Origin of the sequence: Sulfurimonas sp. NW9, assembly GCF_051132275.1 — a bacterium.
Taxonomy (GTDB): Bacteria; Campylobacterota; Campylobacteria; order Campylobacterales; family Sulfurimonadaceae; genus Sulfurimonas; species Sulfurimonas hydrogeniphila.
In genome coordinates this window covers 1,293,556-1,306,645 of the sequence record NZ_CP093236.1, presented here as the reverse complement: position 1 = coordinate 1,306,645, position 13,090 = coordinate 1,293,556, and the positions used below count along the sequence as shown (strand labels likewise).

Sequence of the window (13,090 nt, the reverse complement as noted above, 5' to 3'; positions counted from 1 at the left end):
TATACTCTTAATATGCAAACTAATATATGCAAACTAATATACATAGTTAATTTGTACTTAACAACAGGAGAATAAATGGGAACTTTTAAAACTGAAAACCCAGGAAATGAACCAGTATGGGTAAACACGAACAATTGTAAAGCGTGTGACATTTGTGTGTCTGTGTGTCCTTCCGGTGTATTAGGAATGGTATATGACCCAACATCAACACTGGGTGCAATGATATCAATTGATTATCCGGAAGATTGTATCGGGTGTAATGAATGTGAACTTACATGTCCGGATTTTGCTATTTATGTAGCAGACAGAAAAGAATTGAAAGCTGCAGGAAAAAGTTTTGCAAAACTAACTGATGAAGCGAAAAAAAGACAAGCGGAAATTGTTGCAAACAATTATATGTCTGTGAAACAAAAAGGAGCTAAATAATGAGAGAAGTTATCTCGACAGGTAATGAATTAGCTGCAAAAGCTGCAGTAGAAGCAGGAGCAAGATTTTTTGGAGGATACCCTATTACTCCATCATCTGAAGTAATGCATGAATCTTCTGATTTATTGCCAAAGGTCGGTGGTGTCTGTATTCAGATGGAAGATGAAATCGGGGGTATTTCAGCTGCTATCGGTGCATCAATGACAGGTGTTAAATCTTTTACAGCTACATCTGGTCCTGGTATCTCTTTAAAAGCGGAGCAGATTGGTCTCGCTTTTATTGCTGAAATTCCATTGGTTATCATCAATGTAATGCGTGGCGGTCCTTCTACAGGTCTTCCTACTCGTGTTTCTCAGGCAGATATCGGTCAGGCACAGTATCCTACACACGGTGACTATGCGTCTATCACTCTATGTGCAGGTTCATTAACTGAATGTTATACACAAACAGTACGTGCATTTAACCTGGCTGAAAAATATATGACTCCTGTTTTTATGCTTCTTGATGAAACAATCGGGCACATGCACGGAAAAGCTGATTTACCGGATATTGAAGAAATTGACGCTGCTATTGTAGACCGCGAAAGATTTCATGGCAATCCGGAAGATTACAAGCCATATAAAGCTGAAATGAACAAACCTGCGGTACTTAACCCTATGTTTGAAGGGTATAAATACCACATCACAGGTTTGCATCACGGAGACGAAGGTTTTCCTACCGAAGATGCAGAGCAGTGTGAATTTAACATTGAGCGTTTAGTCGGTAAGATAAATACAGTACACTTGGAAAATGGCGGACTTGATGACCTTCCTGATTATGAAGAAGTTGATTTGGAAGATGCTGATGTTTGTATCATTGCCTATGGTTCAATTGCTCTTGGTGCTTATGAAGCTGTTAAAAAACTTCGCTCAGAAGGTATCAAAGCAGGACTGTTCAGACCAATTATGTTGTGGCCGTCTCCTATTAAAAGATTAGAAGAGATTGGAAAGAAATTTGAAAACAGAATTATGGTGACTGAACTCAATATGGGTCAGTACTCAAAAGAAATTGAACGCGTTATCAAACGTAATGATTTTACTACTTTACTCAAAGCAAACGGTCGTCCGATCGCACCGGCAGAAATGGTAGCAAAAGTTAAGGAGATGATTTAATGGCATTTAATTATGATAAATATTTACGTGTAAACAAGATGCCGACACTGTGGTGTTGGGGTTGTGGTGATGGTGTTATTTTAAAAGCGACTATCCGTGCAATTGAGAAAATGGGATGGGATATGAAAGATGTTTGTATCGTATCCGGAATAGGGTGTTCTGGTCGTTTTTCTTCATATATCGACTGTAATACTGTGCATACAACACACGGTAGAACTGTTGCGTATGCTACAGGAATCAAACTTGCCAAGCCGCATGCACATGTCATTGTTGTTGCAGGTGACGGTGACGGACTTGCAATCGGAGGAAACCACACTATTCACGGCTGTAGAAGAAATATTGATTTGAATTTTATTCTAATCAATAACTTTATTTATGGTCTTACAAATTCACAGACTTCCCCGACAACTCCTCGCGGTATGTGGACTGTTTCTCAAAAGAACGGTAACATTGATCCGACTTTTGATGCCTGTAAACTGGCAATCGGAGCAGGGGCGTCTTTTGTAGCGCGTGAGTCTATGACGGACCCTAAGAAACTTGAAAAAATTCTTGTAAAAGGTTTTTCTCATAAAGGTTTCTCATTTATGGATATCTTTTCCAACTGTCACATCAACCTTGGCCGTAAAAACAAAATGGTTTCTGCAATGGATAACCTGAAATGGATTGATGAAATTACACTTCCGCTGAAAAAATGGGAAGCACTCTCTGAAGAAGAACAGCTTAACATTTTTCCAACCGGTGTTTTAAGAGAAGTTGAACAAGAAGAGTATTGCGATATGTATGCTGAAATTCAAAAAGCAGCACAAGGGCAACGTCCTAAAATCACTCAAGATGATTTTGAGAAAAAAATATAAGGGGTTATAGATGAGACATACTTTAAGATTTACTGGTGTAGGCGGACAGGGTGTTCTCCTTGCCGGTGAAATTATGGCTGCCTGTAAAATTAAAAACGGTGGATATGGACTAAAAACAGCTACTTATACTTCTCAGGTTCGTGGTGGTGCAACTGTTGTTGATATTACACTTGATGATGAAGAGATTCGTTATCCGTATGCAAATGAAGGTGAAATTGATTTTATGCTTTCTGTTGCAGATGTTTCTTATCACCAGTTCAAAAATGGTGTAAGACCCGGAAACAAGATAGTTGTTGATCCAAATCTTGTACACCCGACAGAAGAAGACAGAAAACTGTGGGATATTATTGAAATTCCTATCATTACGATTGCAAAAGAAGAGGTCGGGAATGTAATTACCCAATCTGTTGTTGCTTTGGCAATTACAAACACAATGACCGGTGTACTTCCGGAAGAGTCTTTGATTGAAACAATGCTTTCAAAAGTTCCGCCAAAAGTTCATGAGGCAAACAAAAAAGCATATGCGCTTGGAAAAGCCTATGCTTTAGATGCGATGGGAACAAAATAACTTTTAACCTTTAGCATAAAAAAGCAGTTCTTTATCAGGGACTGCTTTTTTTAAAACAAGTATTTGATATTAATTAGTATCTAATATTCTATAATATCATATTTTGATGCTTTCCCAAAAAAAATCTACATGTTTTTCAAATTGTGTCGCAAGTGAATTTGTCGAACAGGCATCAAATCTCAGTAATGTAACCTGAAGTCTGATATAAAAGAGGGTGCTGATAAACTCATAAGCAATAAGCATTGGATCGCAAGAGCGAATTAAAGAGTTTTGCATCATAATGAAAAAGCCTTCTGAGAGCAAGGCAATGTTTTTATCATGGTATTGGCTCATAAACTGTTCCCTGAGGCTTTTATTTTGCATAAGCTCAATCATGAGCAGCCTGAACATGTTTTCGTTTTTTTTGTCAAATGTCAGCATTTTATACTGCATGGTATATTTTTGTAAAAACGGTTTCCCCCTAAATGCCAATTCTTTCACTTCGTCTTCTGAAAACGAAAAGGGCGAAGAGAAGATATTTTTAGCAACTTCAAGAAATATCTCCTCCTTGCTCTTGTAGTGATTGTATAAAGCACTCTCTCTTATTCCAACTTCAGCAGCAATTTTACGCACACTGGCTCCTTTGTATCCGTAGTGTGAAAAGAGGGCGGTTGCGGCTGTAAGTATTTTCTCTTTTGTTGTGTTTTTTTTCTTTATATCCCTGTTTTCAGGCATTTAAAGCTCCTTTACTTCTAAAAGTGAACAATTGTTCTTGTATATGCAATTATATATGAACAGTTGTTAATATCTTCTTAAATACAAGTGAACAATTGTTCTTATTGCTCCATATTAGTATGAACAGATGTTCATGCTCTAGCCTTTGTTTAGAATTTTTATGTATAATTCCATCAGGCATAAGAGATAGTAACTTGAACCTGTATTCAAGAGGAAAGTCCGAGCTGCTGTAAGACAGTGTTCCATTTAACTAATGGCCGTAGCAATACGAGGGAAAGTGCAACAGAAAACAAACTTCTACCTTTTGGTAGTAAAGGTGAAAAGGTGGTGTAAGAGACCACCAGTCTTTATAGCGATATAGAGAGCTTGTAAACCCAACATGGCAGCAAGAAACAAATGGTTAGCGTCTTACAATGCTATTGTTTCGCTAGAGGCACAACGCAAGATGTGCAGTAGATTAATGCTATCACTACAAAACTCGGCTTATCTTATGCCTGAAAACCACTCTCAAGAGAGCAGATGATTTTTCAAGAGAATTTACATTAGCAGTATTTACGAGCAGTCCGTGCTTTGAGAATATAGATGAGGGATTTAATTTTTCTAAAATTTCTTTTCTATGTTGTTTAAGGTAATACACTTTTTTAAGCTTGCTTTTATTAAAGAAGGTGTATGATTTCAACATTAAAGGCTCCTTCTTTGATGTTCTATATGTTCTATATGTTCTATATGTTCTATATGTTCTATATGTTCTATATGTTCTATATGTTCTATATGTAGGGGTTTTTTCTTCATTAGACGGAAATATGGTAATGTTACGAAGTTTGGCGACAAGATAATCATTGCATATTTCCTTTTTTCAATATTTCTTCCAATCTTTCTTTTTGTAATTTTACAATAAAAAAAATCAAAGTTCGTTATAATAACATATTGAAACTTAAATTTTGTCAATAGTGAGGAAGAAAATGAAAAAAAAGAAAATCAAGAAGGTTTGGGTTACTAAAGCAGAGAACCCGTACATTAATGTAATAAAAAGAAATATTTACAAAATGGTTGAAAATACAGATTCTTTGGAAATAATTGAAAAATTAAAAGAACTAGATAAAGTGTATTCAGCAGAAAAGGCATTCATCAACATGGTTGGTAGGGGCACTATGAGCTTCCAGACAATGATCAAAATTATGTTAGCATCAGGTCATCAAAAATTTGTTTTTGATATTTCAGATGAGGAAAAAACAGAAATATACGAGTTTGAATCTAAAAAACTAAATAGTTAGATAAGGATGTGTAATGAGGATCTTTGTCTGGTAAATGCAGACAAATTGCTGAAAAATTACAATATCTATCTTTTGGTTTTAAAGTCTTATTCAAAAAAGACAATAAAAATCTACCACAATACTGCTGATTCATTTTTGTACTTTTTAAAAATGCAAAATTATCATAATGTTAATCAAATTACAAAAAATACATTATATAATTTTATTAGTCATACAAGAAACAATGCTACTCTCGGCACTAGAACCACTAATCTTCTAATTTCCTCGCTGAATAATTTTACAAAATTTTTGTGTGAGAAATACAATTGCTGTAAATCACAAAAGCTAAAACATCTAAAATTTATGTCAAAACTACCCAATATAATTGACGAATCTGAAATGCTAGAGCTTTTGAAAGTGAAAAATCCAATTTATGATAAACAGGCAACATGGATACAATATAGAAATTATGCCCTTGTGGTACTAATCTATTCATCTGGATTGAGAATAAGTGAAGCAACAAATATGCTTCTTGGCGACATTGTAGAAAGCGGGTGGGTTAGAGTAGAGTGTGGAAAAGGCGGTAAAACCAGGATTGTTCCTATCAATATTCATGTACTTACTCAAAAATACATTTGGTTTTTCTGCCCGCTACTTTAGCACCTGTTCCGTAAACCCTCGCCGTTAAGGGCGGGGATATAAGGAACATTTGTGAAACAAATATTAATCAGGGGTTTTTTGTTGTTCAATGTATTGCTTTAATATCTCAATCGGAGCACCACCAACACTTGCCACAAAATAACTTCTACTCCATAAGGCTACATTTTCACCCCAATACTCTTTTTTGAATATATCAAAATTTTGTCTTAATCTTCTACTTGACACGCCCTTTAATGAATTAACTAAAACAGACAAAGCTATCCGTGGTGGATATAAGACTAACAGATGAACATGGTCAGCTTCCCCATCAAATTTTTCAAGTGTTGCATCATTCATTTTACAGCTATCAAACTTCAACAGCAACTATCAAAAATAATAAATTGTATCTTCCAAAAATAGGTGAAGTTAGAGCAAAGTTTCATCGTGGAATAGTTGCAGGCAAAATTAAAACTGTAACAGTAAGTTATGAAGCTAATCAATACTTTGCAAGTATTAACTACGAAGATGGTTTAAATGAGTGTGTAGGGTCTAATAATGGTAAATCTATAGGGATAGATATGGGAATAGTTGTATTTGCTTATACAAGTGAAAATCAACCAATAAATCCCACCAAAGAGCACGACTTAACAAAAGATATAAAAAAAATGATAAAAGCTCAAAAGAGCTTAAGTCGCAAGAAAAAAGGGAGTGAAAATAGAGCAAAAGTAAAAGCAAAACTTGCTAAAAAGCATTTAAAAATCAAAAATAAACGAAATGATTTTTTACATAAAATCTCAAATAAACTTAGTGAAAACCAAACTGTAAAAGTTGAAGATTTAAAAGTAAAAAATATGTCTAAAAAAGCTAAAGGTTCAATAGAAAATCCCAATATGAGAGCAAGTGCAAAAAGTGGACTTAACCGTTCAATATTGCAACAATCATGGGGGAAATTCTTTGAGCTACTTGAATACAAATTGAAAAGAAATGGCGGAGAGCTCATAAAAGTTGATCCAAAACATACTTCTTAAAAATGTTCAAAGTGTGGACACATTTCAAAAGAGAATAGGCAAACACAGGCTCAATTCATCTGTACTAAATGTCACACGGCATTAAATGCAGACTACAATGCCAGTGTAAATATTCTTAATGCGGTAGGAACTATCGTCAAAGCCTCTTAATATCCTAAACAGTAGTTTGGAGTTTCTAGGAAGCTCCGCCATTTATGGCGGGGTAGTTCACCGGAAACAATCAAAAAGCATCCTATGGCAAATTTTAACAATATTTAAACAGAGTTTTAAAACATACAATGTTTAAACAATTCCTATCTTCTGTTTAAACATATACCAAATAATATTAATTGTTTAAACAATGACTAAACAATGTTAAAACAAAGAATAAACAATATGATAGTTTAAAGTGAGTTTAGGCAATGTTTAAAATAAGAATGAAAAGAATTTTTAAACTGTCATTGTTTAAACAGAGGAAAAACAGAGTTTAAGAAGATGATAAAACAGTGTTTTAAGTATATGATTGTTTTAAAAGAGTTTAAACAATGTCTAAACATTATTTAAACAGAGTTTTAAACACATGATGTGTGATTGAAAAGGAGCCATTAGCTTCATCTTTTTGTAAAAAGTCTATTACTTCAATATTCGATACATCGAGATTTAAAGCTTCAAGAGTGTTTTTATTCAACTGGAGCATGTTGCTTGTGTAGAGTTTACCGTCAAAGTTAAAGAATTTTTTTGTGGTAAAATTGTTTTCACCCCATAGCGATATCAACTCCGCTAAAGACTGTGTGAATGAGCTCGTATTTATTGCGCCAATAACTTGCACGACTTTATCTAAGCGTAGGAGAAAGTTCTTTTTTCCTTTGAAGATATCATCAAAAACTACTGCCTTGTCTGTCTCATCTACAAGTTCAATCAGGCAGTAGAAAAAATAACTGCTGTCGATATATAAAAAACTGTCATTTCGTAGTAACACGGGTATGTTTATCTCTTTGTGAGGCACTAGAACACTTTGTAGAAAATCACTCAATGGAATGTTGTTTATATTCCTAAGGAGTATGTCAATGCCGGATATTGAATGCTTGTCTGGCTCATTAGCAGATTGTCTATCATCTGGTATTGTTTCATCCTCTTTGGTTTCTTCGTTTTCATAAGCCTCTATAAGTTCCTTTTGGGACGGTCGCTGTTCTTTTTCTTCTCGCTCTTTTCTTTCTTTTTCTTCTTTCTCTTTGGCAAGTGAAATCAAGAGCTCTTGATGAATATTCAGTTTTTTTGGTTCTTCTTTTTTTGGTTCCGTTTCTTGTGATTTAGTAATGCTGTTTATGCTAATATTATCTTGTTTGTCGTCTTTGTTAACGCTTTTGGTAGCATCATCAACAGAGTGTTCTTTCCCTTTTTTCTTTTCAAGGTTAATAATCGGTTTTTCATTAGGAAAAACTATTTTATTTCTTCCGCCTTTCTTTGCGCGGTACATCATTTCATCGGCGCAATTTGTTGCTTTATCAAAGCTGTCGTACCACTCACCAATACAGGCCCCTGTACTGATTGTAAACTTAATAATATTTCCGTTTACATGAAGCTCATTGTCTTCAATTGATTTTCTTATGTTTTCAAGTATTGCGTGCGTTTTTTGTCGATTCTCATGAGAAATCAACACAAACTCCTCGCCACCATACCTGTATAGTCCAATATTTTGACCTTTTATTTGTTTAAATGCCTTATCTGCTATCATCTGAAGCACAAGATCACCGGTTTTGTGCCCATAAGTGTCATTGATATTTTTAAATTTATCACCATCTATGAAAGCAATAATACACTCTTTGACATCAAATTTTTCTATGTCTTCTAAATATTTTCTTTTGTTGAAAGCTCGTGTGAGCGGATCTTTAATTAGCTCTTCTTGAAGTAGTCGCCTCTCTTCTACTAATTCTGCTATTTGTCCCTTGTGTTGCTCCAGCTCATTTATGGCAACAGGTAGATTTTTGATTTCTTCTGAGGCGATTTTAGAATCCGTCTCATATTTGCCCTTAGAGGCATTTTTGTCTTTAACCTTACCCTTACCATTAGATTGAGTGTTATTTAGCTCTACAGACACTGTTTTGTTATTCTGATAGACATATTTATTTTTCTCTTGCGTTTCAATACTCAAACTGTTGTCAATATGGTTTCTTTCAATTATCGTTCCGTCTTCGGAAATATTTATTTCAAAATAATTTTTCGGCACCTCTTTTGTGCCACTTGATTCTTTTGAATCAGATGGGATGGCACTACTGATTTTAGATCGACTTGTAATCTTTCGATATGCCTCTTCTGCAACAAGAACAATATTGCCATTTTTATCAATCACTCCAAAATCATCAATGTGTCTGTAGATGTAATCAAATGTTGCGTATGGAATTTTTACAGCTTCATTTTTGCCTTTGAGTTTTAGAATAAATTCTTGTTTTTCTTCTTCGCTTTTGTTGTCTGTGTATTTTTCTATCAGTTTTGCTCTTTCTCTCTCTTTTTGAATAGCGGCTCTTCTTACCTGTTGTGTGCGAAACCAAAAACTGTCTTTGATTTTTAAAAAAATCAAATAAACAATCATTACAAGAAAAAGAAAGAAAATAATTGAGATGATTAAATCCATTTTTTACACCTTTTTGAAAATTTAAAATTGTCGTTTTTTGAAATTTTAGGGCAATATACAAAGTATAAACTTTTTATAATATTAGTTTTAATTTTTATATAAAATTATAATATTATTAATATTATATATACAATTGCAAAAAAACTAAGAAAATATGACAATTTGAGGGCTAGATTATTATAATATATATTATTAATATTATTATAATAATAACCCTTAAAATTAAATAAATTAACTTTTCTAGTTAAAAATACCTTCATTTAACCCATCGCTTTTTGACCAAAATTGATGTATTTCTACTGTTCCCTCAATGGCTTTCAATGTACTCGTAACTTGTCTGTCATAACCTATAACTTCAATATCAGAAGAGTTTAAAATCAAAGATATTCTTTCCTCATATGCTTTCTTACCTATAATCTTTTCTAATGGCTCGCTATTGATTGAAACAGAATTGAGCAGAGTAATTTTATTGCTTTTTTTATCTTTTAGCAAAATTCTATTATAGAAATTTTTATTAGATTTGCTCAAAAAACTAAGTCCATGATATGATAAAATATTCACAAAAAACTTCCCGTTTCTTGCTAATTTTTCATCATCATTTCTTAAAAAATCACGCTCAATCAATTTAGCAATATCTTCTCCTTCTTCGATTTTCATAGATGCTTTTTTTATACCTTTAACATACTCAATTAATGAATAAATTAAAAATCCATAATCAAACATCAAAAATCCATAATCTTGGTTTTTATGAAAAATAATTGGTCCGTTTGGACCATGCTTTTTTTGAATGTCAATAGCTTTTTTTGTTAGCATGTTACAATATCCAGCAATATATTTTTCATTTAGTACATCGCAAATATCCATTGGCTCTTTATAATTCATCCCTTTAGCTCCTGTTGCTGTTTAAAATATATTTTTACTAAATGTCAAAAATTCAACATCACCTACTTTTCTCATTAAATTATTCTTTGCTGTCCTGATCATCTCATCTTTTCTCCTTCTTTAAAATAAACCCGTGACTATTGTTCCTTAACCAATTTGTTAAAATCTTCTGTAAGACACTAATGTCTTTTGAGACAATCTCTTGATAAGTTCCGTCAGATAATTTTCCCTGCAGTAGAAAAATATTATTCCCCTTGAAACTATCTGTATTACCCATTATTTTATTCTCCTTGTCTGATAAATTTACTTTTGATTAAAATATTGTAAATTTCCATTCTTCTTTCTCTGTCATCATTCATGTCCGCAACATATAAATCCACAACCAACCTTTCCAGTTCTCCTAACCTCTCCTCTAAAATCTCTCTAATACATTCACAATGCTTTAATCTCTCTAGTGCCAATAATATATCAGGAGCCAACTCTTCAACTGCCTCAAACTTCTCTGATTGTTCATGGACCAACCGAACTTGTTCTTTAATCTCTTGCATCTCTAAATCATAATAACAAAACATATGATTCCTTAGCCATGTCATAAACGAATCTATTTTCCAGCACAACCCTCTGAGTATTAATTTGATTCGATTTGTTTTTCTCTCACCTAATTGTTTCATTTGCTTTCTCTCCTTTTTGATTTAGCATAGTTTTTGTTGTAAACATGCACTCGGCCAATTTTACTTTCAAGTAGTTTATATAGAGACGATTTAAAATATTTTGTTATTTGGATATCGCCATGAATAAGATAATAAAAATGAATATCCTTAAGTGTTGGCTCAACAACAACTGAGAGTTTTTTTAACTTGTACTTCTTTCTCAGCTTCCTGTTTAAAAAATAAAATAAATTTTCAAAAAGAAATGCTAATGCACCCTCTGAAATACAAGAACATCGAATTTCTTTTCCAGCTCTACTTTCGATAGAAACATATAAAATGTTTTTTTCATTAAAAAATTTCTGTTGTTTGATTTTCATCATTTGATTGAATGTAATAAAAACAACAGGCAATTTAAAAGTATATAGAGAAGATTTATCATTGTTGAGAATCTTTAATAAAATGTCATTACCTGAAATATCAACAGGAACAGCTTTGTAAATTTTATCTGGATCAAAAAATAATTCAAATCTGTTTTCAATTGAATATTCAATAAGATTTTCATAAATTGCGGTTGATACTGAATTCATTTGCAATCTGGTCAAATTAAAAGAATTATAATTTACAGTGTAGCCATCTTTAGACACCATTCCTGTAATAACCTTGCTATTTGAAACATAAGTAGCTACATCACACGAAAAAACTGTTTTAATAGCCTTGTTAATGATAGAAAATAATTCCAATTCATTAATAAAATATTCCTGTGATAGTTGTTTTATTTTTTCGTCAGAATTAAAAATATTTTGCATTCATCCCCAGTTTCTTAAAATATCAGCAAATTAATATATATAAATTATTTGTGTAATAATAATATAAAATTGACAATTAGGCAAATATAATATATAATTTTGCATTGTTTAAACATTGTTTAGCAATAGTTTAGAATAAGTTAAAAATAACAGAAGGAAAAAACAATGAAGATACAGCTTACATTGGATAACCCAAAAGCTATAGCAATATACAACTTGCTTGAAAAAAAGATAAAAAGCAAATCTTTTGAAAAAGCACTATTTCTCTTGGCACAAGATAGTAGCAATGAAATATATTTCGGATACGAAAATGCAAAAAAAGCCAAAGCAGTTGCAATGGATGTAGTTATTACAGAAGCATTGCCAGAAACAGAACCTCAGCAAAAAACAGACAAACCAGACAATGAAAAAACAATAGACAGTCAAAAGAGCGATAACACTGATACAGGCACAAAAGCTACAAGCGGCTTTAAAATTGAACTTTAATAAGGAGTATAACCATGAATGAAAATGTAAACAAAATAGCATCAACGCTTACAAAACTATCAGGCGATGAAATACTGGCTGAGGATGCAATAGAGTTTGAAGGTTTTAAATATAGAGTCGGCGAAACTTCCGGATCCAATATTGATTACATGTATGACCTAAAGGACCTGGTAAACTACAGTCATATTTTTGTAAGAAGTCTCATTAAAAATAGACCTATTAAAAAAATTGCGATTTCAATACCGACAGAGGCGTACTATTCCTCAAAACTCAAAGAAGATGGCGGAATTATCGAAAAGATGAAAGAGAGCCTAAAAAGAAATATACCAACACTTGAAAAAGTAAGAGTTTTACCTCAGGGAACTGCTGCTGTTTCTCATCTTGTTATGCAAAACATGATTAATCCAAAAGATGGAAATATACTTGTTATTGATGGCGGTTTCAATACGGTTAATATATCTGTAACGAATGAAGCAGGAAAAATACTCTATACCAACTCCATTCATGATGAACTTGGTGTTTATAATTTGTTGACCGAGTATTTCAGAGAGGAGTTAAAAAGAAAACATGACGAAGTGACAACAAATGCTCAAATGCTAAAGGAGATTTTCTTAAAAGAAAAAATAGATCTTGGTTTTAACACTGTTAATATTATCAGAGAGAAAGAGCAGGCCCTGGCTACATTTTTGCCTAAGCTTATTGAAAGAGTAACAAGAGAACTTAAAAAGAAAAAAATAGAATTTGGCCAGTTTGTTTTTGTTGGTGGCATATCTTATTATATTGACAAAAATATCATTAGCAGTTCTAAACCATTCTTTATACCGGAAGAAGGTGGAGAATTCTTAACTTTGCTTGGGATGAAGGAGATGGTTGATGACGACTATGATGTATTTGATGTCGGTTTTGGCGATGTGAAATATTCATTCAAAGAATAAAAGCAGTTAAATCTCATAAAGGAGGTGAAAAAAGTGACTTTTGAAAAAATGAAAGCCCTGCAGCGTTTGGCGACAGAGCAGGGCGTC

General features: G+C 33.0%; 14 protein-coding genes, 1 other RNA gene and 2 pseudogenes. 10 read left to right on the top strand and 7 right to left on the bottom strand.

Annotated features, from left to right (window positions below; all coding sequences use genetic code 11):
- The first annotated feature begins 75 nt into the window (after window positions 1–75).
- Genes MLC44_RS07470 through MLC44_RS07455 form a run of 4 tightly spaced genes read left to right on the top strand, consistent with a single transcriptional unit; the run spans window position 76 to window position 2,999 of the window.
- Window positions 76–426 carry a 4Fe-4S binding protein gene (locus MLC44_RS07470; RefSeq protein WP_151900272.1) on the top strand — a complete coding sequence of 117 codons (351 nt, stop codon included), beginning with the start codon at window positions 76–78 and terminating at the stop codon, window positions 424–426.
- Window positions 423–1,577: a 2-oxoglutarate synthase subunit alpha gene (locus MLC44_RS07465; RefSeq protein ID WP_151900273.1), complete on the top strand. Its 1,155-nt coding sequence runs from the start codon at window positions 423–425 to the stop codon at window positions 1,575–1,577. Before MLC44_RS07470 ends, MLC44_RS07465 begins: the two co-directional genes overlap by 4 nt.
- On the top strand, window positions 1,577–2,431 hold the full coding sequence (locus MLC44_RS07460) for a 2-oxoglutarate ferredoxin oxidoreductase subunit beta (protein ID WP_151900274.1): 855 nt from the start codon (window positions 1,577–1,579) through the stop codon (window positions 2,429–2,431). The genes MLC44_RS07465 and MLC44_RS07460 overlap by 1 nt, the downstream gene beginning before the upstream one ends.
- 10 nt (window positions 2,432–2,441) lie before the next feature.
- Window positions 2,442–2,999, top strand: a complete 558-nt coding sequence (locus MLC44_RS07455; protein WP_151900275.1) for a 2-oxoacid:acceptor oxidoreductase family protein — start codon at window positions 2,442–2,444, stop codon at window positions 2,997–2,999.
- Window positions 3,000–3,095: 96 nt separating this feature from the next.
- Here the strand turns inward: MLC44_RS07455 and MLC44_RS07450 are convergent, their stop codons facing one another.
- Window positions 3,096–3,713 carry a TetR/AcrR family transcriptional regulator gene (locus MLC44_RS07450; RefSeq protein ID WP_346388787.1) on the bottom strand — a complete coding sequence of 206 codons (618 nt, stop codon included), beginning with the start codon at window positions 3,711–3,713 and terminating at the stop codon, window positions 3,096–3,098.
- A 174-nt stretch (window positions 3,714–3,887) separates the two neighbouring features.
- Here MLC44_RS07450 and rnpB point away from each other — a divergent pair.
- Window positions 3,888–4,214: RNase P RNA component class A (gene rnpB / locus MLC44_RS07445), an RNA gene on the top strand.
- A gap of 180 nt (window positions 4,215–4,394) precedes the next feature.
- On the opposite strand, the gene MLC44_RS07440 is transcribed toward rnpB, so the two are convergent.
- Entirely contained in the window at window positions 4,395–4,553 is a 159-nt protein-coding gene (locus tag MLC44_RS07440; protein ID WP_434656719.1) for a hypothetical protein, read from the bottom strand.
- A gap of 122 nt (window positions 4,554–4,675) precedes the next feature.
- Between MLC44_RS07440 and MLC44_RS07435 the strand changes: the two genes are divergently transcribed.
- Together MLC44_RS07435 and MLC44_RS07430 are read left to right on the top strand one after the other, a co-directional pair.
- On the top strand, window positions 4,676–4,987 hold the full coding sequence (locus tag MLC44_RS07435) for a hypothetical protein (RefSeq protein WP_152184690.1): 312 nt from the start codon (window positions 4,676–4,678) through the stop codon (window positions 4,985–4,987).
- A 45-nt stretch (window positions 4,988–5,032) separates the two neighbouring features.
- Window positions 5,033–5,626 carry a tyrosine-type recombinase/integrase gene (locus MLC44_RS07430; RefSeq protein WP_434656717.1) on the top strand — a complete coding sequence of 198 codons (594 nt, stop codon included), beginning with the start codon at window positions 5,033–5,035 and terminating at the stop codon, window positions 5,624–5,626.
- Window positions 5,627–5,689: 63 nt separating this feature from the next.
- Here the strand turns inward: MLC44_RS07430 and tnpA are convergent.
- Window positions 5,690–5,968, bottom strand: a pseudogene (gene tnpA / locus MLC44_RS07425) (IS200/IS605 family transposase); the annotation flags it as partial.
- Between tnpA and MLC44_RS07420 the strand changes: the two are divergent.
- Window positions 5,890–6,783, top strand: a pseudogene (locus MLC44_RS07420) (RNA-guided endonuclease InsQ/TnpB family protein). The pseudogenes tnpA and MLC44_RS07420 overlap by 79 nt on opposite strands.
- Window positions 6,784–7,168: 385 nt before the next feature.
- Here MLC44_RS07420 and MLC44_RS07415 read toward each other — a convergent pair.
- From MLC44_RS07415 to MLC44_RS07400, 4 genes are all read right to left on the bottom strand, one after another.
- Window positions 7,169–9,244, bottom strand: coding sequence for a GGDEF domain-containing protein (locus MLC44_RS07415; protein WP_152184687.1), 2,076 nt, complete (start codon window positions 9,242–9,244; stop codon window positions 7,169–7,171).
- A 240-nt stretch (window positions 9,245–9,484) separates the two neighbouring features.
- Window positions 9,485–10,126: a hypothetical protein gene (locus tag MLC44_RS07410; protein WP_152184686.1), complete on the bottom strand. Its 642-nt coding sequence runs from the start codon at window positions 10,124–10,126 to the stop codon at window positions 9,485–9,487.
- 281 nt (window positions 10,127–10,407) lie between these two features.
- Window positions 10,408–10,797 (bottom strand): hypothetical protein, encoded by a 390-nt coding sequence (locus tag MLC44_RS07405; protein WP_152184685.1) that lies wholly within the window; start codon window positions 10,795–10,797, stop codon window positions 10,408–10,410.
- Window positions 10,794–11,582, bottom strand: coding sequence for a hypothetical protein (locus tag MLC44_RS07400; protein WP_152184684.1), 789 nt, complete (start codon window positions 11,580–11,582; stop codon window positions 10,794–10,796). The genes MLC44_RS07405 and MLC44_RS07400 overlap by 4 nt, the downstream gene beginning before the upstream one ends.
- 165 nt (window positions 11,583–11,747) lie before the next feature.
- On the opposite strand from MLC44_RS07400, the gene MLC44_RS07395 reads away from it, so the two are divergent.
- Together MLC44_RS07395 and MLC44_RS07390 are read left to right on the top strand one after the other, a co-directional pair.
- The gene (locus MLC44_RS07395) at window positions 11,748–12,068 is read left to right on the top strand and encodes a hypothetical protein (protein WP_152184683.1); all 321 of its coding nucleotides are present in this window, start codon (window positions 11,748–11,750) and stop codon (window positions 12,066–12,068) included.
- A 14-nt stretch (window positions 12,069–12,082) separates the two neighbouring features.
- The gene (locus MLC44_RS07390) at window positions 12,083–13,003 is read left to right on the top strand and encodes a plasmid segregation protein ParM domain-containing protein (protein WP_152184682.1); all 921 of its coding nucleotides are present in this window, start codon (window positions 12,083–12,085) and stop codon (window positions 13,001–13,003) included.
- Window positions 13,004–13,090: the final 87 nt, after the last annotated feature.